This window comes from Streptomyces sp. NPDC046862 (assembly GCF_040704615.1).
Lineage (GTDB): Bacteria > Actinomycetota > Actinomycetes > Streptomycetales > Streptomycetaceae > Streptomyces.
Map to the genome: position 1 here is coordinate 263553 of NZ_JBEYXP010000004.1, position 20683 is coordinate 284235.

Below are 20683 nucleotides of genomic sequence, written 5' to 3' on the forward strand. Positions count from 1 at the left end.
GACCGGGCCTCATTTCCCGCGGGCGGTCTGCTCGACGGCGCGCACGATCTTCACATAGCAGCCGCAGCGGCAGAGATTGCCACTCATCCACTCCCGGATCTCGCCCGTGGAGCCGGTGTGGCCTTCCTCGATGCACGCGACACCGGACACGATCTGGCCGGAGGTGCAGTAACCGCACTGGAAGGCGTCCTGCTCGATGAACGCCTGCTGCAGCGGATGGAGCCGCTCGCCCTCCTCCAGGCCCTCGATCGTGGTGACCTCGGCGCCCTCCAGCCGCACCGCAAGCGTCAGACAGGAATTGACGCGGCGTCCGTCGACCAGCACCGTACAGGCCCCACAGGCACCGGCGTTGCAGCCCTTCTTCGAACCCGTCAGATCCAGATGCTCGCGCAGCAAATCCAGCAGCGAGGTGCGGTTGTCGACCGTGACGGTGCGTCGGACGCCGTTGACCGTCAGGGAAACGCGACTGACGGGCGGCGCCTGGGCGGCCACCGCCTCCTCGGCACCGAACGCGGGCGGCGTCGCGACCAGACCGCCGGCCAGGGCTACCCCTCCGACCACGGTGGTCGTCGCGATGAAGGTACGTCGGGTCGGCGGTGAGGAAGGCTCGGTGGGCGGAGACGCCATTGCGTCGGAAAGTTCGGTGGACATGTCGCTTTCCCTCGCTGGGTACGGGTGGTTGTCAGGGGCTTGGCGTTGGGCCGCGCGGTTCCGGGAGGGCGTCCGCGGGTCCGGCGTCGCGGTCGATGGGTGTCCGGGTTTCGGTGAGAAACAGCCCTGTGTCGGCCTGTCGGATGGCGATGATCTCCGCCGCGATGGGCAAAGGGGTCTCCTCGGGTGTACGGGGGCCGAGGTCCAGCCCGATCGGTGACCTGAGCCGGGACAACTCCTCTCCAGGGCCGACTTCGCGCAACCTGCGCCCGCGGTCGGCGTGTGTGCGGCGCGAGCCCATGGCACCGACGCAGGCGACCGGTATCCGCAGAGCTTCGCGAAGCAGCGGACGTCGAACTTGCGTCGTGGGTGAGGACGCACAGGACGGAATGCGCGTCGGTTTCGGTGCGGCAGGTAGCGGTGGGGCCAGTCGACGACGACGTCGGCATCGGGGAAGCGGTCCCGAGTCGCGAAGGCAGGGCGGGCGTCGCACACGTTCGGGAAACGTCGACCGTGCCGGTGCGGCCGGCTTCCAGCAAGGCACGTGCCTGGGTGTCCACGGTCCGGTCCAGCGCGGCGTGGTCGTCGTCCCCGGCGGATGGCCTGGGTAGGGCTGCCGGTTCCTTGCTGGCGGCGTCCTGACAGGGGCGTCGGCGAAGGCGTCATCGATGAAACCGACCCACTCTACCTGCCCTTCTTGAACGCTTGCGTGCAGTTGTCGTGGACGGCCCGACGGCGCTGCTCTCGCGATCGACGGCCTGCGCCACCCCCGAGTGCACGCGATGCGCTGCCACTGACACCGACAACGGTGGCCTCGGAGAGCTCCCGGCTCTCCTCGATCCCCCGACTCAACTTCCGAGCAGCGTCATGCACTTGATCCCCCAGACAGAATCCGACCAGCCGGACGCGCGTGCGGGGCGGGTGTTTCAGACGGCCGTCGCCCGTGGAGGGCTGCAAGACCTCGACTACCTCGAACCGATCCGCCAACCGTCGGATCTCATGCGGCAATGCCGATCTGCCGCATGATGTCCTGCATGTCGAACAGGACGAACTCCTCGGTCATGAGGTCGTCCTGCCACTTCGCTATGGTCGTGAAGAACGTGGTGAACGACTTCCCCGTCGGCTCGATCACCTGGCCCTCAAGAGTCAGGGTGCCAGTGAAGGTTCCGCTGAGCCTGCCCATCGCGACCGACCACGCGCCCTGTCCGAACTGCACGTCGTAGGGGTCGTTGTGCACCTTCAGGTCGGGGAACGCTGCGACGAAGAACTCGGTGTCCCGTCGGTGCGGGGGGATACCGGTGGTTTCCGGCAGCCCGAAGACGTGCGCCTTGACATCCGGGGCGTGTCGGTGGTCGAGGAAGAAGTCGTAGTCCCGTGCGTTGAACGCGTCGTCAGCCGCCTTCATGAGGCGCAGCCAGCGCGCCACCTGTTCGCTGGGCTCGCCCGTGCCGGTGCCTCGATCGAAGCCGTCCCGGTCGGTCGCGGAGGGCGCCGCGCCCGGATATTCGAGATCGCTGTGCTGTGGGGAATCGATGCCGCTCATCTGCCTGGCTCTCCTGGGCTCTCCGACAGTGAGTTACTCCCTGCCGTGCAGTAGCATCACGGTATGAGCCGTACCGAGGACTCACAAGAACGCACTTTGGGGACAGGCGCTCACCTCCCGGTGAGTCACTCTCGACCGGTCAGTAGACTGTCGATCCCGTCGGCGGATGATCCGAGGTGCTCTGTCAGGGCCGTGCTGGACCGGATCGCAGACAAGTGGACCGCTTTGGTGATCACGATCCTCGCCGGCGGGCCGATCGGGTACGCCGAGCTTCGCCGGTCGGCGGCCGGCGTCTCGCACAAGATGCTTGCGCAGACGCTGCGCAAGCTCGAGCGCGATGGCTTCGTGGACCGCACCGTCGTGGATGCGCGCCCAGTCAGGGTGACCTACTCGCTCACCCCGTTCGGAGAGACGATCGTCCCACCGCTCGCGGCGCTTCGGCGGTGGGCAAGCACCTATGGCCCCGAAATGGTCGCCAACCAGGGCATTTACGATCAGCGCGCACAAGACGCGCCCGGGGGCGACGCCGAGTGACTCCTCAGGTGACGGTGAGCGGCCGTCACTCGGGACGACTGTCCATGACCGAGCGTGACTTCATCGCGCTGATCGAACCAGCTGGTCAAAGCGCCGATCGTGCTCGTGTGGGATCGCCTGAACACCACGTCTCACGCCCCGTCCCGAGAGCCGATCGCCGAACGTGCAGGACTGACGTGCTCCTGCCCAGGTTGCCGCCCCCGGGTCGGATGAGCAGGGCACGCAGGTCGTCGACGTCCTCTCGGCGCGGGTCGGGCCAGGCGCCGATGGACTGTTCCCGGTTCGGAGTGTTGCCGGGCAGCAGCAGGAAGTCGGCGAACGGGACGGCACGCACGCCGTTCGGACCCAGCAGGCGCACGCTCGCCTCCAGTACCGCGAAGGCCACCGCGGCATCGGAAGAATGTATGGCCACGCGGGACTCGGACGTGCCGAGGATCGCGTGGGCGCGGTTGAAGTGGGGCACAGCTCCAGCGCCTCGGAGATCACGGCATATAGGGCGCACACCTTGGGATGGGCCGCAGCCTCGGCCATGCGCACCAGCGTGGTGCCGCCCGCGATGTAGCGGCCGCCGCGCCGGCCGGCGTCGAGGGCCTCACGCGTGTCGGAGACCCTGGCACAGGTGAAGGGATACACGGCCATTGCCCCGGCGTCCGTCGACCAGGACGGTACAGGCCCTTAGGGTGCGCCGGACACCGTTGACCGTCAGCGAAACCCGGCTGCGGCGCCTCGGCCGCCCCCGCCGCCTCGGCACCGAACGCGGGCGGCGCTGCGATCAGGCCGCCCGCCAGGGCAACCCCTCCGCCCCCCTGTGTGGTCAGAACATGGTGTTGTCGTTCGCCGAGGTCTCGGGCACCGCCTGAAGGACGTCCCACTGCTCCACGATCTTGCCGTTCTCGAACCGGACGATGTCGGCCACTGCGGTGCCGCGGTCCGCCGCGGAGGTAGTCAGATGGCTCGTTGGATATACGGGTCACGCAGGTAGAGGTCAGCAGCCTTCTGCGGCTGCTTCTTGTTGAGGGTGAGGTCCACGAAGGCGAGGGCCATCCGCTTGTTACGCGCTTCCTTGGCGGCTTGGACGGTGGCCGATGCGCGGTGTGGTCTCCGTTCCGGCGAAGGCGTAGGTGCCCTCGCTGAGTGCGGCGGCGGTGAGTACACCGACCCCGAGGAGACCGGCGCGGCGGCTGAGGGTAGAGGGCTTCATGACAGTCTCCACATTTTGCTCTGCGGCAATGAACCGGACTTGCTGGTCTCCCGACCCCGTCATGCGACTCCCGGCACAGTCCCCAGCACCGCCGGCTGCCCTGCGCTGCGGTGGATGGGTGTCCGGGTGTCGGTGAGCGGTGTGCCTGTGCCGCCGTGCCGGGTCGCGATGATCTCGGCAGCGATGGACAGGGCGGTCTCTTCGGGCGTACGGGCACCGAGATCGAGGCCGATGGGCGACCTGAGCCGGGCCAGCTGCGCCTCCTCGACGCCGGCTTCACGCAACCGGCGCTCGCGGTCCGCGTGGGTGCGGCGCGATCCCATGGCGCCGACGTAGGCGACCGGCATCCGAAGGGCCTCACGCAGAAGGGGTACGTCGAACTTGGCGTCATGGGTGAGGACGCACAGGACGGTGCGTGTGTCGGTCGAGGTGCGCCCGAGGTAGCGGTGAGGCCAGTCGACGACGATGTCGTCGGCGTCCGGGAAGCGGGCCCGGGTGGCGAAGACAGGGCGGGCGTCGCACACGGTCACGTGGTAGCCGAGGAACTTGCCGACCCGCACCAGTGCGGCGGCGAAGTCGATCGCGCCGAACACGATCATGCGGGGAGGGGGCGTGTTCACCGCGACGAGCAGGGTGAGACCGCCCGGGCAGTGGGATCCGTCCTCCGAGATCTCGACCGTTGCGGTATGGCCGGCGTCCAGCAAGGCACGCGCCTGGCCGACCACGGCCCGGTCCAGCGCGACGCGGCCGTCGCCGTGGGTTCCTACATGTGTCCCGTCGGGACGGACGAACAGGGTCTTGCCCAGGAGTTCGGCCGGGCCTCGGATCACCTGGGTCAGGGCGGCCGGCTCGTCACGTACGGCGCTGGCCAGGGCGGACCGGAACGCCGTCCGGACGAGCGCTTCCGCGGTGACCGACGTGACCAGGACGTCGATGATCCCGCCGCAGGTGAGGCCGACGGCGAAGGCGTCCTCGTCGCTGTAGCCGAACCGTTCGACGACGGCCCTGCCGTCCTCGAGCGCTTGCCTGCAGAGTTCGTAGACGGCTCCTTCCACGCAGCCGCCGGAGACTGATCCGATGGCCTTGCCGTCGCGGTCGACGGCGAGGGCCGCCCCGAGTCCGCGTGGCGCGCTGCCGCTGACACCGACCACCGTGGCCACGGCGAACTCCCGGCCTTCCTCGAGCCATCCGCTCAACTCTTGGACGATGTCAAGCACTTGATCCCTCCGCAGACAGAGCGCAATGGGGCCGAACAGGCAGGTGGTGTCCGCGTACACCGATGGCGCGCAGGTGTTGGCGGAAAACGAGAACGCTGATCCGAGCCATGGGCCGTGGCCGTTTCGTCACCGCGGGCCCACTAACCGGACTGCTGTCCGCTACGCAGGAAAAGTAGCGGACCGCGGTCCGCTTCACAAGGGCTGCCAAATGAGAAGAGCAACGGAGTTGAGCAGTGTCCGGACGCAGGCGGGCGTGCCGCTCAGCGGAGCCTGTTGCCGTCGCCTTACACCTGTCACTCCCGTGGCGTGATCTCCGCCATCCGTGACCATCCCTGCCCGGGCGTCTCGACGTTGATGATGTCGGGCGTCATGGCCACCACGTCCGGCATCCAGGCCATCGCCGCTTTGAAGTGCTCGGAGTCGACGTGCTCGACACCCGCTTCCCCGGAGGCGAATGCCTCCAGAAGGACGAAGCGGTCGGGATCGAAGGTGTCGACGGACCACTCGAAGAAGAGGTTGCCGGCCTCGGCGCGGGTGGCGGCGGTGAAGTCGGCCACGCGGTCGAGCCACTGGTCGCGGTATTCCGGGCGGACGGTGAATCGTACGGCGATGAAGATCATTCATTGCTCCTTGAGACAGTTACTCGAAACCGCTCCTTGGGACAGCTCCTTGGGGCAATGCAAAGAGGCGCTCAGCCGGCGAACACGCTCGCCAGCAGAGCCAGGTTCAGGGCCACCACCACCACGCTGACCGTCCAGGCGCAGTACGTGGTCGCGCGTCGGTTGGCCCAGCGGCCCATGACGGCCGCATCGCGGGTGAGCAGGACGAGCGGGATGAGGGCGAAGGGAATGCCGAAGGAGAGGATGATCTGGCTGAGGACCAGGCTCTCCGTCGGGCCGGCCCCGGCCGCGAGGACCACGATCGCGGGTGTCATGGTGAGCAGCCTGCGCAGCAGTACCGGGATCCGGCGCCCGAGGAAGCCGCCCATGACCACCTCGCCCGCGTACATCCCGACGCTGGTTCCCGCCAGGCCGGAGACGAGCAGGGCCAGCGCGAAGGCGAGGGCCGCCGCGGGGCCTACGAGCCGCCCGTACGCGTCGTGTGCCGCGCCGAGCGAGTCAGCGGCCTCGGGGACGCCGGGGTGGAACAGGGTCGCCGCCGACACCAGCAGTGCCACGTTCACGGCGCCCGCCAGGACCATCGCCACCAGCACGTCGGCACGGATGTGCCGAAGCAACCGGTCACGCAGCGGCCGGTCCGGGTCGTTCGTGGGCCCCTGACCGGGACCGTTGGCTCCGGGGGCGAGGGAGAGACTGTAGCGGTCGCTGGTGAGCGCCGAATGCAGATAGATCACATGTGGCATGACCGTGGCGCCGACGATTCCGCCTGCCAGGACCAGGCTCTCCGTGCCCGACAGTCCCGGCAGGAGTCCGTCGGCGACGGTCGCCAACGGGGCGCCGGCTCCGATGACCTGGCCGAGGAACAGGCCCAGGAGGCAGGCCAGCCCCACCGCCATCAGCACCTCGAACCGGCGCCGGCCGCGACCGCGCATCGGCATCAGCAGCAGCGAGACCGCGCCGACGACCACACCTCCGAGCCACAGAGGCAGGCCGAACAGCAGGTGCAGAGCGATGGCCCCGCCGACGACCTCCGCGAGGTCGGTCATCACGACGACCGCCTCCGCCTGCGCCCACAACCCCCACACCACCGGTCTGCGGTACCTGGCCCGGCACAGTTCCGGCAGGCTCATACCCGTGGCGACCCCGAGCTTGGCCGAGAGGTACTGCAGCAGCATCGCCACGACGTTCGCGGTGAGCAGCACCCACAGCAGCAGCGGCCCGAAGGTGGCGCCCGCCTGGACGTTGGTGGCGAAGTTACCCGGGTCGACGTAGGCGATGGCGGCGACGAACGCCGGGCCGAGCAGGGTGTACGAGAGGCCGGAACGAAGACGAGGGCGGCGCTCGGCGGGAGTGCGGCCGGAACCGCCGGACGCGCCCTCGTCCAGGGAGGCTTCGAGGGGGATGGGAGCGAGCGGGATGGGATCGAGAGGGATGGGATCCAGTTGCCCGGACCGGGCCGGTGTGGGTTCCGCCGTCATGATGTCGCTGCTCTCCTTGTCGGACGCGAGGCGCGGACGTTCTGGTGGCCGACGGGGGGTGGGACCGCGGCGGATGGTGGCGGGGCGGGTGGCGGAAAGGGCGTTGCGCCCGCCCCGCCATCCGAACGCGCGCCTGACGGCTACGGGATGTTGGACGGCCGCGGCAGTCCCTCGGCGAGGTCGCCGATCTCCGGGGAGTGGATGGAGCCGGGATTGCCGATGATCTCCTCGACGATCAGCGTCTCGGTGGTGAGCAGCAGGGCGGCGATGGACGCGGCGCTGAGCAGCGCGCTGCGGGTGACCTTGACCGGGTCGATGATCCCGCGCTCGTGCAGGTCGGCGTAGTCGCCGCGCAGGGCGTCCAGGCCGCTGCCGACGGGCAGCGTGGTCACCTTGGCCTCCGCCTCGTCGGGGTCGAGACCGGCGTTGATGGCGATCCAGCGCAGCGGTTCGGCGAGCGCCTTGGCGACGATGGCGCGGCCCACCGCGGCGTCCCCGTCACCCCGGCCGGGTTCGGGCCCGTCGAGCGCGGCGATGCGAGCCCGGGCGTGCAGCAGCGCAGAGCCGCCGCCCGCCACCACGCCCTCCTCGGCCGCAGCCCGGGTGGCGGCGAGCGAGTCCTCCAGGCGCATCTGCTTCTCCTTGAGCTCGACGCCGCTCGCGGCGCCGACGCGGATGACGGCGACGCCGCCGGAGAGTTTCGCGATGCGTTCGCCGAGCTTGTCCTGGTCGTGCTCGTTGGTGGCGCGCTCCAGCTCGGTCTTGAGGTTCTCGATGCGTTCGGCCACCCGCTCGTCGCCGCCGGCCCCGCCGAGGACGGTGGTGGAGCGTTCGGTGGCGATGACCTTTTCTGCGCGCCCGAGGTCGTCGAGGGTGGCGCTCTCCAGGGTGCGGCCCGCGGTGCCGGTGATGACCCGGCCGCCGGTGAGCGCGGCCATGTCCTCCAGCTCGGCGATGCGCCGGAAGCCGAAGCCGGGGGCGCGTACCGCGAGCGAACGGAAGGTGCCGTGCGCCGCGTTGGTGACGAGCATGCCGAGCGCGGGCCCGTCGACGTTCTCGGCGATGACGACCAGCGGGGAGCCGGTGCCCATCACCCGCTCCAGGACCGGCATCAGCTCCTGCACCTTGGTGATCTTGGTGTCGCAGTAGAGGAGGTACGGGTTCTCCAGGACGGCTTCCATGCGTCCCTGATCAGTGACCATGTAGGGGGAGATCCAGCCGCTGTCGAACTCCAGGCCCTCGGCGTACTCGACGGTGATCCCGAAGGCCGACGACTCCTCCACGGTGACGACGCCGGTGCGCCCGACGCGGGCCACGGCCTGGGCGATGGCCTCGCCGATGGCGGGGTCGTTGTTGGCGGACAGGGCGGCCACCCGCACGAGTTCGCCGTCGGTGCGGACCGGGCGCGACTGGGTGGTCAGCGAGTCGACGGCGGCCGCCACGGCGGCCTCGATGCCGTTCTTCAACAACACTGGATTGGCACCGTCGTTGACCGCCCTCAGCCCTTCGCGGACGATCGCCTGGGCGAGCACGGTGGCGGTGGTGGTGCCGTCGCCGACGTCCCCGTTGGTGCGGGTGGCCACCTCCTTCACGAGTTGGGCGCCCATGTTGGCGAAGGGATTCTTGAGCTGGATCTCGCGGGCGATGGTGACGCCGTCGTTGGTGATGGTGGGCGGCCCGGTCAACTTCTCCAGGACCGCGTTGCGGCCCTTCGGGCCGAGGGTGACACGCACGGCGTCGGCCAGCGCGTTCACCCCGCTCTCCAGCAGTGCGCGCGCTTCGGCGTTGAAGCGCAGTTCCTTCGCCATGGCGGTGTCGTCCCTTCGGGTACGGCTCGGATGCGGCAGGTGTACGGGCGGTGGCGGCGGCCTGTGTGCGGGCCTCCGTGGTGCGCCGACCCTCGTACGGGTCCACGGAGCGGCCGCCGCCACCTGCTTGGGGTACTGATCAGGGCACGAGGACAGCGCGCCCTCGCACCCGGCCCTGGTTCAGGTCGTCCAGGGCGCGGCCAAAGTCGTCCAGCGGGTAGGTGACGGTGTGGAGGGTGACCAGTCCGCGTGCCGCGAGGTCCATCAGTTCCACCAGGTCGGTGTAGGAGCCGACCAGGTTTCCGATGAAGTTGATCTCGGTGGAGATGATGTCGATGGTCGGCACGGACAGGGTTCCGCCGTAGCCGATGACGTAGTAGTCGCCGGCCCGGCGCAGCATCCGTACGCCGTCCTCCAGGGCGCCGCCCTCACCGACGAAGTCGAGCACGGCCTCGGCGCCCTGCCCTCCGGTGAGCGCGGCGACCTGGTCGACCTGGCTGCCGTCGGCGACGACGGTGTGGTGCGCGCCGAGCGTCTCGGCGAGCTTGAGTGCCTGAGCCGACCGGTCGACGACGATCAGCTCGGCGGGGGTGAGCGCCCGCAGCACCTGAATGCCGATGTGTCCGAGCCCCCCGGCGCCGATCACCACGGCCTTGGCGCCCGGAGCGAGCGTTCGGGCCGCCTTCTTCGCCGCGTGGTACGCCGTCAGGCCCGCGTCGGCCAGCGCGGCCACGTCGGCCGGAGCGAGGCCCGCATCGAGCGGGACGACCGCGCGGGCGTTGGTGCGCAGGTACTCGGCGAACCCGCCGTCGGAGTCGATGCCGGGGAAGGCGCTCGCCGCGCAGTGCACGTCGTCACCGCGCCGGCAGGCGGCGCACAGTCCGCAGGTGGCCAGCGGATGCAGGATCACCGGGTCGCCGGGAGCGACAGAGGTGACGGCGGATCCGACCTCCGCGACCCAGCCCGCGTTCTCGTGCCCCTGGACGTACGGCAGGCCCACCCCGCTCTTGGCCTCCCACTGGCCCTCGATGATGTGCAGGTCGGTACGGCACACGCCGGCGCCGCCGATCCTCACGATCACGTCCAGTGGTGAGGAGATCACCGGGTCGGGCACCTCGTCGAGCTGGGGCTGCTGGTCGTAGTGGTGCAGTCGTACGGCTTTCATGACGCTTCCTCCTTCCTGCGGCTCACTTGTGTCCAGCCGACGGGCCCGTAACGAGTGGCCAGCAGGCCCTCGCAGAACTCGGTGTTGGCACCGATACCGACACCGGCCGTGCGGCCCATGAGCAGGTGCCGCTCCAGGCCGGCGGCGGACACGGCCCGCCCCTCGTCGTCGGTGAACAGCGGCGCCGACGCGTCCGCCTGGAGGCCGAGCAGGGCGCGCCGGCGGCGCAGCGTCACCGTCAGGCGCTCGGGCAGGTCGCCCAGGACCGCGTCGGCAAGTTGCCGGTGGGTCCAACCGCGCTCCAGCAGACGCTTGCCGAGGCGGGCCTGGGCCGCGAGGTGCCCTTTGCGCAGGAAGACGGCGCGCAGCTCCTGCATGCGGTCGGGGTCGGCAAGGCCCGGGAACGCCTCGGCGAACGACTTCCCGCATCCCACGCCCTGGTTGATCTCCTCGGAGGCGAAGTGGTCCTCCAGGACCACCGTGCACTCCCCCGCCCAGGACAGCCGGGCCAGCTCGCGCCGGGCGTCCTCCACCATCAGCCAGGCGAAGTTGGGAGCGCAGAAGTAGGTGGGCAGCCGGAGTCTGGCCTCCACCGAGCCGTCGGCGCCGACGCTGACGGAGCGGACGAAGCCGAGTTCGGTGATGGGCCGGTCGAGTTCCGGGTCGAGCACCGCCGCCAGGGCCTCGTTGACGGCGGTGACCCGGTCGACCGCGTCGGTGACGGCGGTCATGCCGCCACCGCTGTGGCGGCGGGCAGTTGGGCGCTTCCGGGGACCTTCAGGTCGTACAGGCGCGCGTGGTTGAGGCCGAGGATCTTTCGCTTGGCGTCGGTGGTGAGGACGCCGTACTCGGACTGGAGGTCCCCGGGGATCTGGAAGTCGACGAACTTCTCGATCAGCCACTTCGGGCTCCAGATCGCGTAGTCGCTGCCGAACACGATCCGGTTGTCGTCGAGCCAGTACAGCAGCTCGCCGATGACCTGGGCGAAGTAGCGGGGGCGGGTGTGGATGAACGGCATGACCACCGACAGGCCCGCGTACACGTTGGGTTCCTGGGTGGCGATCCAGCAGAAGTCCTCCAGGCGGGGCAGCCCGGAGTGCTCCACGACGAAGTTCAGGCCGGGGAAGGCGGTGGCCGCGTGGTCGATGTCGGCGACGTCGAAGGCGTCCCGGTTCAGCGGCCAGATGGTGGGGCCCTTGTGGACGTGGATGTTGCGGATGCCGAGCTCCTCGCACAGCGCCAGGTAGTCCTGTGCCTCGGGATCGCTCAGCTTCCAACCCTTGGAGGCGCCCCGCCATTCGGCGGTGTAGAGCTTGACACCCCGCAGGTTCCACTCCGCGTGCAGCTTCCGCAGCCGCTCCAGGCCGGCCTCGCCCTCACGTGGGTCGAAGGAGCCGTTGGCGATGAGGCGGTCGGGGTACTTGCGGGCCAGTTCCCCGTTGCGCTCGGTGGTGTTGAACCCGCTGCGGTAGAACTCGCTCAGGTACGTGGGCTGGAAGATGCCCCAGTCGACGTGGCCGGTCTCGAACAGGTCGTGAATCAGGTCCTGCTCGCTGTACTTGCGGAACTTCTCCAGCGGCCACACCCACTCCTCGGGGCTGAGGTTGCGCTGGTAGTCGTAGAAGCAGCGGATGAAGCCCTCGCCGTACTTGTTGGCGGTGTTCTCCTCGCTGCCGTCCCAGAAGTGGATGTGACCGTCGACGATGAAGTAGTCGACGCCGTCCTTGCGGTACATGTGGCCCTCCTGACGGGAATCAGTCGACCGGCCTGAGGTCGAAGTCGATGTACTCGGCGGCGTCCTCGGGGTTGGCGAAGAGCACCGTGCGGTCGTCGAGGTGGACCATGCGCCCGTAGTGGGTGGACATGATCTCCTCGAAGTCGGCCTGGTCGAAGTCGAAGCCGAGGGCGCCCGAGATCTCGTCGAAGTCGAAGGTGAGCACCCGCTCGCCGTCGACGCGGATCATCGACGGGAAGTCGGTGACGGTGACGTTCTCCTTGGCGCGCATCACATCGGCGACGACGTGGCCGTTCTGGTTGTTCATCAGCGTCACGCCGCACATGTTCGACGAGGTGCGGTCGGCGCTGAACGGCTTTGGGGCGGTGGTCACTTGGCGGTCCTCTCACTCGTGCTGTCGGCGGGTGCCTCGAGGCCCAGGTCCTCGATGAGGCGGGCGAAGCGCTCCTTGGCGCGGTCGAGACCGTCCTCGAAGCAGGCGGGCTTCTCGGCGGGCTGCGACCACAGCGGCTGCAGCCGCCGTGCGGCGTCGAGGCTCACCGGCGTCCAGCGCTCCAGCCATTCCTGGACGACCTGCTTGTTGCCGGTGCCGTGGGCGGCGTCGCCGAGCAGGAGGGTGAACAGGGCCCGGGTGTAGCGCAGGTCGCGGTCGTAGTCGTTCTCGCCGGCGCCCATCACGGTCGGGGTGGTGTAGTCACCGTTGCGGGCGGCGATCTGCAGCACGAGGTGGCTGCGGAACAGCTCGCCGACGAGGGGCTCGAAGACGAGGTTCGTGGCGAACAGGGCCTCGGCCCAGTCCTGGACGGCGGTGAGCCGTTCGGTGTTCTCCCGCACTCCCTGCCAGGCGGGGTCCGTCTGCCACACGTCCCGGTGGGCGGAGCCGTTGAAGCCGTCGAGCTGCTCCTCGATGTCGAGGTTGTACAGCGCGAGGTCCTGGGCGAAGCGGAGTTTGTGGACGCTGTTCACCGCGAGCGCGTTGTTGATCATGTTGGTGGGCGCGGAGCGCTGGATCGCGACGAACACATGCATGCCCAGGCCCTGTTCCGCGTGCATCCACGCGCCGACATGCCGCTCGACGAAGGTGGTCCAGGAGCGGCTCCACTGCCCGTAGGCCTCGGCCTTGCGGGCGTTGGCCAGGTTCTGCTGGACCTGCCGCACGACGTTGGCGTTGTTGCGGTAGATCGTCTGCTCCCACTCCTCGTTGGGGTCGAGGAAACGGTGCCAGTCCGAGGACTTCAGGGCGGTCCAGTCCTGCGGGTAGCCCGAGGAGCCGTTGGCGAAGCCGTAGATCCAGCCCTGCAGCAGGTGGCGCTCGGGGTCGGGCTGGACGTCGAAGGTGACGTCCTCGTACATGCTGGCCCGCATCTTCTGGGGCTTGTAGTAGGAGAAAGTGCGGCTGGTGGAGCTGGGGAAGACGAGGGCTCCCGCCTCGGCGTCGGTGAACTGCGGCTTGGGGAAGCTGCGTTCGGCCTTGGCCGGCTTGTCGGCTTGAGTGGTCATGCGTACGGCTCCTCGCGTGGGTCAGGAGGTCGGGTGTTTGCGCGGATCAGGTGTGTGCGCGCAGGTCGGGCGTGTGCGCGGGTCAGGCGTCGGTGGACGTCGTGAACTTGTCCAGGAAGATCCGCTCCTCGGGCATGCCCTTGCCGGTGAGCAGCTCGAACGCGGCGTCGCACATCGGCGGTGGGCCGCACAGGTAGGCGTCCGCCCGCGACAGGTCACCCTCGTGCCGGTCGACGACCTCGGTGATCAGCCCTTGCTCGTACGCGCCCGCTCCGTCCTCGGACAGGGCCGGTACGAAGGCGAAGTCGCCGAGGGCGCGACCGAGTTCGGTGATCTCGTCGAGCGCGAACAGGTCCTGCCGGGTGCGGGCCCCGTAGTAGAACCGGGTGCGCCGGGCGCTGCCGGTGGCGGCCAGGCCGCGCAGCTGGGCCAGGATCGGCGCCATGCCGGCCCCGCCCGCGAGCAGGATCAGGTCCCGGTCCGGTGCGTCCCGCATCACGCAGGTGCCGTAGGGACCCTTCACCGTCAGCGTGTCTCCAGAGGTGATGCCGCCGTCGAGCAGCCCGGAGAACAGTCCGCCGGGATAGCGCTTGATGATGAACTCCAGTTGGCCGCCGGGCCCTTCGGCGGGCAGGCCCGCCATGGAGAACGACCGCCACTGGTCGGTGCCGGGCACCTTGATGTCCACGTACTGCCCAGTGCGGTACGGCAGTTCGTCGGCGGGGTCGATCATCAGGCCGAGCCGGACGATGTCGTGGGTGAGCGGCTGTACCGCGGCGACGGTCGTACGGGCCTCACGCGGCGGGATGCCGGAGAGGAGCATCTCCTCGTCGTAGTTGATGAGTTCGACGCTGAGATCGCCGTAGGCGTGCACACGGCACAGCAGGACGTATCCCTCGTCGCTCTCGTAGTCGGCGAGCGCGAAGGTGGAGTAGCGCTCCATCTGCTGATCGCCGTCGAGCAGGAAGGACTTGCAGGACGAGCACTGGCCCTCCTTGCAGCCGTGCATGAGGTTGACGCCCTGACGGAACGCGGCGTCCAGTACGGTCTCGTCCTCGTCGGCCTCGATCTCGATGCCGACCGGTTCGAATCGGATGCGGTGCTTGTCGCCCACAAGGACCAGCCTTCCGGGGCGGCGACCCCGCGACGGTTGCGTCGCCGCCCCTGCGTTCGGATCGGTCAGAGCGCCGACGGTGTGATGTTGCTGCGGCTGCGGTAGTCCGCGACGTGCGCCTCGCGCTCCTCGTCGGACATCTCGTTGAGCGTCACGTTGGGGCTCAGGAGCGTGTTGCCGCGGATGTCGTCGAGCGTCCAGAGCTTCTTCGGGTCGTCGAGGTCGAGGTGCGGCTGCGGGATCAGGGTCTTGCCGTCGTCACGGACATAGCCGAGGTCCTGAACGATGTCGGCGAGGTCCTGCCCGTGATAGCAGCTCTCCCACTCGCGCTTGCCGGTGAGGCGTCCCATCGACGGGGTGGGGCGGCCCTCGTACTCGGGCCGGAACGCGGTGGTGTCGGTCCACGCACAGGTCTCCGAGCAGTACGTGCGCCACTGGCCGTCCACCTTGTCGACCACCATGTCCTGGCGGATCAGGCAGGGCACCATGCAGGACCAGCAGCGGTGCGGGTACTGGTAGCCGACGTCCTCGAAGGTGATCGGCTTGTTGGCACCGGGGTGCCGCATCCGGTTGTACGCCTCCCACCAGGCGCCGTACTCCGCGTACCAGCCCGGGTACTTGGACTCGAACCACTCGAAGTCGTCGTCGGTCATCCCGTCGATGCGCCAGAAGTTCACCGGCCAGCCAGTGGCGAAGAACTGGGCGACCTTGTGGACGTAGCCCTGGTTCCAGATCCGGTCCCACGCCTGCTCGACGAGGTCGTGCGGGATCTTCAGGCCGTACTTCTCCAGCGGGATCAGGTACGACCGGTAGTAGTCGTCGTAGATCCAGCGGCGCCACATCTCGGCGTAGCTGTCGCGGTCCTGGCGGCGGTCCTTGCTGCCGTACTCGATGAACGTGCCGATGGCCGCGTCCACCACGCAGTGGTTGTTCCACCAGGCGTAGCGCAGGTCGCGCTCCAGGAGCTGCCGGTTGTCCTCGTCGGCCAGCGCCATCAGCAGGATCGAGTAGCCGTTGGAGATGTGCCGGGACTCGTCCGACTGCACCGAGTGGAACACGGTGGGCAGCAGGTAGTCGCCGTTGGCGGCGGCCTCTGCGGGCATCGCCACGAACAGGGTGTTGGTGAAGGCCGTCTCCGCCACCAGCGTCAGGTAGACGTTGGCGGCGGTGATCGCGTCACCGGTGATGAACCCCTCACCGAACTGCCGGCCGATGGTGCCCGCGTAGCAGTTGGCGAACGCCTTCTCGGAGATGTCGAACCCGGCGGGGTCGATGTAGTGGTTCATGTAGAGGCGCTTGAGGTTCATCTGGATCGTCGAGTGACGTACCTCGTCGATCATCTGCACCGCGAGCCCGTTGTGCAGCTCCGGGTTGGGCACCGCGCCGATCGCCATCGGCATCGCGCGGGCCGCGCTGATCTCGGGGAAGGGGATGATGGACAGGAACAGCTTCTGCCACTCCATCCAGCGCTCCTGGACCTGGCGGAACATGTTGCCGCGGATCGCGCCGTCCATCGCGCCGTAGACCCGGTTGTCCTTCTCCTCCTCCATCGGGAAGTAGGAGCGCAGGACCTGCTTGAGCGGGTCCTTCTTGGGGGCCTTGTCGAAACGGTAGTCCGTTGCGAAGCGGGTGGCCGGCGTCGCGAACGTCGGATCCCACGACAACTCGGTGATCTTCTTGTGCGCCTTGCTCAGGCTCTGTCGGCTCACGGGTGATACTCCTCCGGCTGACTCGGCAGCGATGGGGCTCCCCCGGGCTCCGGCACAGCCGGGACATGGGGGGAGGGACCTCGTTCGGCCCGGCGCTCGTGGCGGCGCACTGCCGTCCGCAACCGGGGCCTCACACATCGTGGGGGCGCGTGCGGCAGCCGCTCGTCTCAAGTTGAGACGGGCGTCACATCCCGGGTATGGCCACCACCGGACTCCCGGACTTAACGTGCCGGACATACCGGAACCGCGAGAGTCATCGCACGGCAGAAGGCACAGAGCCGATGGAACCTGTGGAATCCGTGGAACCCGTGGCGACGACGGGGCGGTCGCGCACCGTCTCCCCGCTCGGCCTGGACCGCCCCGTCCCGCGCCTCAACCCCGTCCGCGAGCGGGCCCGGTTCCTGGAGGGCGGGGACGTCTCGCCCTCCGCGGTGCGCCCGCCCATTCTCGACTCCTGGCAGCGCTCACGCTTCTTCGGCGTGGACGCCGACCGCATCCAGGCTCCCTACAACGCCGACTTCGACCCGCACTCCCGGCTCGCCACGGCCGCCCGCCCGGTCCTCGACCGGCTCTCCGACGTGCTCCAGGGCACCCCGATGTGCCTCATCCTGACGGACTCCAAGGGACGGGTGCGTGAGCGCAGGACCGGCGACCGGGCGCTGCACCGGCATCTCGACGACATCAGCCTCGCACCCGGCTTCAGCTACGCCGAGGAATACGTCGGCACGAACGGCATCGGCACCGCGGCCGAGGACGGCCGTACGGCGCACGTCTTCGGCTCGGAACACTTCTCCGAACGGCTGCAGCGGGTGTCGTGCGCCGCGGCGCCCATCCGCAATCCGGTCAGTGGCCGGGTGCTCGGCCTGATCGATCTGACGTCCTGGCAGCACACCGCCTCGCCGCTCATGGTGGCGCTGGTCCAGGAAGCCGCCGCCGACATCGAAGAGCGGCTGCTCGACATCGGTTCGGAACGCGAACGAGCCGCGTTGCGCGCTTTCTTGACGTCCCGTCAGAGTACGCGCAGGGCACTGGTCACGCTCACCGACGGTTTGCTGCTCGCCGACGCGGCCGCGACGGAGATGCTCGGCCCGGCCGACCACCGGCGACTGCGGGAACTCGCCGCCGAACCGTCCGGGCTGCGCGAGCAGCGGATGCTCCTCAGCGACGGGCGAACCGTGCAGCTGAGGGGCCGCCAGGTGGAGGGTGACGCCCCCGGCGGACACCCGGCCGCGTATCTGATCGAACTACGGCTGGTCGCGGAGCAGGACGAGACCGCCCGGCGCCCCGTGGTCCGTACGCCGCGACTGGCCGGCATCAGCGGGTCGAGCCCCGTGTTCCGTGGCGTCGTCAGCCAGTTGATCCGCCACTGCGAGCAGGGACGCTGGACGCTGGTGGAGGGGGAGGCGGGCACCGGCAAGCAGGCGCTGGTCCGGGCCGTGCACCGGCATGTGGCGCCCACGGCGCCGATCGGCGTACATGATGCGGCGGACGCGAGGGGCGGCGCGGCGCCATGGCTGCAGGCCGTCTTCCAGGATCTCGCCGAGGACCACGGCACGGTCGTGCTGCGGCATCTCGATCTGCTGCCTGCGCACGTGCTCGGGCAGCTCGACGGGGTGCTGCGCACCACGGCCGGGCGCTCCGGCTGGGTGGCCGCGCTGCTCACCCATGGCCGGCACAGACTGCCCGGCTCGGACGCCGAAGCGCCACCGGACGCCGACGGGGTGGCCGCGTCCCGGCAGGCGGATCCCGCCGCCGCGGTGCGGGCGCGGTTCGGGGCCGAGGTCACCGTCCCGCCGCTGCGACACCGTACGGCCGACATCCCCGCGCTCGTGACCGGCCTGCTGGCCCGCCATGGTGGCGACAGCGGAGACGTCCGGTACACGAACGGCGCGTTGCGGGCCCTCTCCCGGGCGCCTTGGCCAGGGAACGTCCGCCAACTCGACGGCTCGCTGCGCTACGCGGAGGCGCACCGTTCGGGCCCCTTGATCGAGGAGTCCGACCTCCCGCCGTCCCTGCTCTCCCAGGCTCAACACCCCTTGTCCGCCTGGGAGTCCACGGAACGCGACCTGATCGTCCAGTCCCTTCTCGACCACGGCGGAGACAAGGCGAAGGCGGCGAAGGCGCTGGGCATCTCCCGGGCGACGATCTACCGCAAGATCACGGCGTACGGGATCCGGCTGGGGCCGGAGAAGGGGTGACGCGGGGAGGTGACGTGAGGCCGGGAGGTGACGTGACACCGGGAGGTGACGTGACACCGACAGCCGCCGGCCCGGTGGGTGGACGCCGTCGGCTTCGCGTGCCCTTCCCCGCTCCCAAGAGCCAGGCGTTCCACAGCCACGGGCCGCACGCCTCCCGGGAGCTGAGTACGGCACCCCGGGCTGCCGCGTCGAGCCCCGCGATCAGTCGTCTTCCGTGGGCTGTCCCGGACCCACTATCCATCAGGTAACCACTCTCGCCGGGTGCGTAGTGTGGGGAGCGTTGACAGCAACGGCCGACACCGGCCAGGCCGCCCGAGAACCGGGCCACGCTTTGTCGCCCAGGCTCGCGGTCCCGACGACGCGAAGGAGGCTCCGCCATGACGCTCCCTGTTCTCCCCCGACGTGAGGGCGACCGGCCCGTGACAGGGCCCGAGATCCCGCACCTGCAGCTCACCCAGACCGGCCCGCCCCAGGTCAAGGAGGACCTGCGGCAGTGGATGGCCACCGCTCTGCCCGGCGTTGTAACGGGCCGCAGCGAGATCTCACCTCCCAGCACATGGGCGGTGTTCCTCAAGGAAGCCGCAACGGACGAGAACGTGCACCTCATGCCGCCGCGCTGGAACGCGGAGTTCGTGCATCTGCACGCCGACGGAAGCCTCCATCTGTCCCTGGATCCGGCCGACCACGCCGCGTTCCTGGCTTCCGGATGGGGCGAGAAACACCCGTTCTACGACCGCGGCGTCAACGTCGTGATGTTCTACGCTCCCCGCGACCAGGCCGAGTTGGAGGTGGCGAAGAAAGTCATCGCCGCCTCCTACCAGTACGCGACCGGCCATGCGGCGACCACCGAGACCGCTACGGCCTGACAGGTTCATGAGCCGCTCGTGGGCACACAGCTTTCCCTGAAGCCCCTGCCGCCGACGGCACAGATCTTCCCAGCGTCCGCCGTGGTTGCCGCCGCGTCACATGAGCTCACGATGTGTGCGCAGCAGAGACGCGGCACCGACAGCCTCCAGCCCAGCAGGTGAACGCCGTCAGCTTCGTGGGCCCTTCCTCGCTCCTGAGAGCCAGGCGCTCCACAGCCACAGGCCGCACGCCTCCCAGCAGCCGAGTACACCGCCCGTGAGCGCGATTCCGGGGCCGTCCGGGGCACCAGCCACGGTCGCCACCGCACCGCACACCGTCAGCAGGCCCCCGAACGCGCCCAGGGCCAGGAGCCGTTCTCGGTGCCCCCACGACTGTTTCGCCATGCCGCCCCCACTCCTCAGGCTCCGCCTTGTACGTCTTCCCGAGCGTGCCGGAAGACCTCGACGGACGAGTCTCAGTCTGAGACACCCCAGCCACCGTCTCCCGACAGGGAGACAGGGCCACTTTCCAAACTCCGGGGATACGACGCACCGGCAGGGATCATGGGCCCACGGTGCACGTGCACCGCTCAGACTGCCCTGTACCGGTCGACTCCCCCACCTGCCGGGCAAGTCGGCACGTGGCCGGAGCCCGCACAGTCCGACCGCACCGCGCCCGCCGGAAACGCGTTCATCGACACCGGGGCCATCGGCCGGGGCCTGCTGCCTGTGGGGAACTCAAGAGACGCTGCGCGGCCTACTGGCCACAGCACGCACCGGCGCCGACCAGGACGATCGCATCGGCCGGCTGCGCTTCACGGTTCCGGAGCTGACACAGAGCGTCCGATTTTTCCTACCGGCGCCACTCGACTTCAGCCACCGCCGACCACAACACCGTCACCGGCAAGGCATCAACACGCATGATCAACGGGGCTGTCCGGCAATCCGGCAGCGCCTCCGACGTCCCGGCTTCTACCGCGCGTGAACTTGTCAGCCGACTGATCAGCCTTCCGCCCAGGCGGCCTCTTCTTCTTGGATCCTGTCGTACTTCTCGCGCGCGATGGCAATTTCCGGCAGATGGGTCGCACCCCACTCGTCCAACGTGCGGAACACCGGCCTGAGGCTATTGCCCAGCTCGCTGATCTCGTACTCCACGCGCGGTGGGATCTCTGCGTGATAAGTGCGGATCACCAGCCCGTCCCGTTCAAGCTGCCGCAGTCGCGTCGTCAGGACTTTGGGCGTGACATCCCCCAAGAGCCGCTGCAACTGGTTGAAACGCAGTCGCCCGTGATGATGCAGGACCCACAGAATCGGCGTGGACCACCGGCTGAAGACCAGGTCGACCACCGGACCGATCGGACAGTT

19 protein-coding genes and 2 pseudogenes are annotated in these 20683 nt (G+C 69.2%); 3 read left to right on the forward strand and 18 right to left on the reverse strand.

What is annotated here, in order from left to right; all coding sequences use genetic code 11:
• Positions 1-9 precede the first annotated feature (9 nt).
• The 3 genes and pseudogenes from AB0959_RS06385 to AB0959_RS06395 all read right to left on the reverse strand — a co-directional run bounded on the left by AB0959_RS06385 (position 10) and on the right by AB0959_RS06395 (position 2194).
• A complete protein-coding gene (locus AB0959_RS06385; RefSeq protein WP_366825135.1) occupies positions 10-651 on the reverse strand; it encodes a (2Fe-2S)-binding protein in 642 nt (213 codons plus the stop codon).
• Positions 652-682: 31 nt separating this feature from the next.
• Positions 683-1223: pseudogene (locus AB0959_RS06390) on the reverse strand (XdhC family protein); the annotation flags it as partial.
• Positions 1224-1648: 425 nt separating this feature from the next.
• Positions 1649-2194 carry an ester cyclase gene (locus tag AB0959_RS06395; protein WP_366825136.1) on the reverse strand — a complete coding sequence of 182 codons (546 nt, stop codon included), beginning with the start codon at positions 2192-2194 and terminating at the stop codon, positions 1649-1651.
• Between the two features lie 192 nt (positions 2195-2386).
• Between AB0959_RS06395 and AB0959_RS06400 the strand changes: the two genes are divergently transcribed.
• Entirely contained in the window at positions 2387-2728 is a 342-nt protein-coding gene (locus AB0959_RS06400) for a helix-turn-helix domain-containing protein (protein ID WP_366825137.1), read from the forward strand.
• Between the two features lie 268 nt (positions 2729-2996).
• Here AB0959_RS06400 and AB0959_RS06405 read toward each other — a convergent pair.
• The 13 genes and pseudogenes from AB0959_RS06405 to AB0959_RS06465 form a co-directional block, all read right to left on the reverse strand.
• Positions 2997-3361: pseudogene (locus AB0959_RS06405) on the reverse strand (xanthine dehydrogenase family protein subunit M); the annotation flags it as partial.
• A 418-nt stretch (positions 3362-3779) separates the two neighbouring features.
• Positions 3780-3929: a hypothetical protein gene (locus AB0959_RS06410; protein ID WP_366825138.1), complete on the reverse strand. Its 150-nt coding sequence runs from the start codon at positions 3927-3929 to the stop codon at positions 3780-3782.
• Positions 3930-3988: 59 nt separating this feature from the next.
• Entirely contained in the window at positions 3989-5146 is a 1158-nt protein-coding gene (locus tag AB0959_RS06415) for an XdhC/CoxI family protein (RefSeq protein ID WP_366825139.1), read from the reverse strand.
• A gap of 293 nt (positions 5147-5439) precedes the next feature.
• Positions 5440-5766: a putative quinol monooxygenase gene (locus tag AB0959_RS06420; protein ID WP_366825140.1), complete on the reverse strand. Its 327-nt coding sequence runs from the start codon at positions 5764-5766 to the stop codon at positions 5440-5442.
• Between the two features lie 71 nt (positions 5767-5837).
• Entirely contained in the window at positions 5838-7244 is a 1407-nt protein-coding gene (locus AB0959_RS06425; protein WP_366825141.1) for an Nramp family divalent metal transporter, read from the reverse strand.
• Positions 7245-7384: 140 nt separating this feature from the next.
• The gene (gene groL / locus AB0959_RS06430) at positions 7385-9052 is read right to left on the reverse strand and encodes a chaperonin GroEL (RefSeq protein ID WP_366825142.1); all 1668 of its coding nucleotides are present in this window, start codon (positions 9050-9052) and stop codon (positions 7385-7387) included.
• A gap of 139 nt (positions 9053-9191) precedes the next feature.
• A complete protein-coding gene (locus AB0959_RS06435; RefSeq protein ID WP_366825143.1) occupies positions 9192-10217 on the reverse strand; it encodes an NAD(P)-dependent alcohol dehydrogenase in 1026 nt (341 codons plus the stop codon).
• Positions 10214-10948: an iron-sulfur cluster assembly protein gene (locus AB0959_RS06440; RefSeq protein WP_366825145.1), complete on the reverse strand. Its 735-nt coding sequence runs from the start codon at positions 10946-10948 to the stop codon at positions 10214-10216. Before AB0959_RS06440 ends, AB0959_RS06435 begins: the two co-directional genes overlap by 4 nt.
• The gene (locus tag AB0959_RS06445; RefSeq protein WP_366825146.1) at positions 10945-11952 is read right to left on the reverse strand and encodes an amidohydrolase family protein; all 1008 of its coding nucleotides are present in this window, start codon (positions 11950-11952) and stop codon (positions 10945-10947) included. Before AB0959_RS06445 ends, AB0959_RS06440 begins: the two co-directional genes overlap by 4 nt.
• A gap of 19 nt (positions 11953-11971) precedes the next feature.
• Positions 11972-12325 carry a propane 2-monooxygenase effector subunit MimD gene (gene mimD / locus AB0959_RS06450; protein ID WP_366825147.1) on the reverse strand — a complete coding sequence of 118 codons (354 nt, stop codon included), beginning with the start codon at positions 12323-12325 and terminating at the stop codon, positions 11972-11974.
• Positions 12322-13452 (reverse strand): aromatic/alkene monooxygenase hydroxylase subunit beta, encoded by a 1131-nt coding sequence (locus AB0959_RS06455; protein WP_366825148.1) that lies wholly within the window; start codon positions 13450-13452, stop codon positions 12322-12324. The genes mimD and AB0959_RS06455 overlap by 4 nt, the downstream gene beginning before the upstream one ends.
• Positions 13453-13534: 82 nt before the next feature.
• Positions 13535-14566 (reverse strand): 2Fe-2S iron-sulfur cluster binding domain-containing protein, encoded by a 1032-nt coding sequence (locus AB0959_RS06460; protein WP_366825149.1) that lies wholly within the window; start codon positions 14564-14566, stop codon positions 13535-13537.
• 65 nt (positions 14567-14631) lie between these two features.
• Positions 14632-16275, reverse strand: a complete 1644-nt coding sequence (locus tag AB0959_RS06465; protein ID WP_366825150.1) for a methane monooxygenase — start codon at positions 16273-16275, stop codon at positions 14632-14634.
• Positions 16276-16556: 281 nt separating this feature from the next.
• Here AB0959_RS06465 and AB0959_RS06470 point away from each other — a divergent pair, with 281 nt between their 5' ends.
• Positions 16557-18473 carry a GAF domain-containing protein gene (locus AB0959_RS06470; protein ID WP_366825151.1) on the forward strand — a complete coding sequence of 639 codons (1917 nt, stop codon included), beginning with the start codon at positions 16557-16559 and terminating at the stop codon, positions 18471-18473.
• A 377-nt stretch (positions 18474-18850) separates the two neighbouring features.
• The gene (locus tag AB0959_RS06475; protein ID WP_366825152.1) at positions 18851-19339 is read left to right on the forward strand and encodes a luciferase family protein; all 489 of its coding nucleotides are present in this window, start codon (positions 18851-18853) and stop codon (positions 19337-19339) included.
• A gap of 168 nt (positions 19340-19507) precedes the next feature.
• Here the strand turns inward: AB0959_RS06475 and AB0959_RS06480 are convergent, their stop codons facing one another.
• Positions 19508-19723 carry a hypothetical protein gene (locus AB0959_RS06480; RefSeq protein WP_366825153.1) on the reverse strand — a complete coding sequence of 72 codons (216 nt, stop codon included), beginning with the start codon at positions 19721-19723 and terminating at the stop codon, positions 19508-19510.
• Positions 19724-20320: 597 nt separating this feature from the next.
• Positions 20321-20665 carry a helix-turn-helix domain-containing protein gene (locus AB0959_RS06485; protein ID WP_366825154.1) on the reverse strand — a complete coding sequence of 115 codons (345 nt, stop codon included), beginning with the start codon at positions 20663-20665 and terminating at the stop codon, positions 20321-20323.
• Between the last annotated feature and the right edge of the window lie 18 nt (positions 20666-20683).

What these genes read in the sequence shown, in the direction of transcription:
- AB0959_RS06420 (WP_366825140.1), bottom strand. Translation starts at nt 5,766, where the DNA reads ATGATCTTCATCGCCGTACGATTCACCGTCCGCCCGGAATACCGCGAC.
- AB0959_RS06425 (WP_366825141.1), bottom strand. Translation starts at nt 7,244, where the DNA reads ATGACGGCGGAACCCACACCGGCCCGGTCCGGGCAACTGGATCCCATC.
- AB0959_RS06440 (WP_366825145.1), bottom strand. Translation starts at nt 10,948, where the DNA reads ATGACCGCCGTCACCGACGCGGTCGACCGGGTCACCGCCGTCAACGAG.
- AB0959_RS06455 (WP_366825148.1), bottom strand. Translation starts at nt 13,452, where the DNA reads ATGACCACTCAAGCCGACAAGCCGGCCAAGGCCGAACGCAGCTTCCCC.
- AB0959_RS06410 (WP_366825138.1), bottom strand. Translation starts at nt 3,929, where the DNA reads ATGAAGCCCTCTACCCTCAGCCGCCGCGCCGGTCTCCTCGGGGTCGGT.
- AB0959_RS06470 (WP_366825151.1), top strand. Translation starts at nt 16,557, where the DNA reads ATGGAACCTGTGGAATCCGTGGAACCCGTGGCGACGACGGGGCGGTCG.
- AB0959_RS06395 (WP_366825136.1), bottom strand. Translation starts at nt 2,194, where the DNA reads ATGAGCGGCATCGATTCCCCACAGCACAGCGATCTCGAATATCCGGGC.
- AB0959_RS06435 (WP_366825143.1), bottom strand. Translation starts at nt 10,217, where the DNA reads ATGAAAGCCGTACGACTGCACCACTACGACCAGCAGCCCCAGCTCGAC.
- AB0959_RS06480 (WP_366825153.1), bottom strand. Translation starts at nt 19,723, where the DNA reads ATGGCGAAACAGTCGTGGGGGCACCGAGAACGGCTCCTGGCCCTGGGC.
- AB0959_RS06475 (WP_366825152.1), top strand. Translation starts at nt 18,851, where the DNA reads ATGACGCTCCCTGTTCTCCCCCGACGTGAGGGCGACCGGCCCGTGACA.
- AB0959_RS06385 (WP_366825135.1), bottom strand. Translation starts at nt 651, where the DNA reads ATGTCCACCGAACTTTCCGACGCAATGGCGTCTCCGCCCACCGAGCCT.
- groL (WP_366825142.1), bottom strand. Translation starts at nt 9,052, where the DNA reads ATGGCGAAGGAACTGCGCTTCAACGCCGAAGCGCGCGCACTGCTGGAG.
- AB0959_RS06445 (WP_366825146.1), bottom strand. Translation starts at nt 11,952, where the DNA reads ATGTACCGCAAGGACGGCGTCGACTACTTCATCGTCGACGGTCACATC.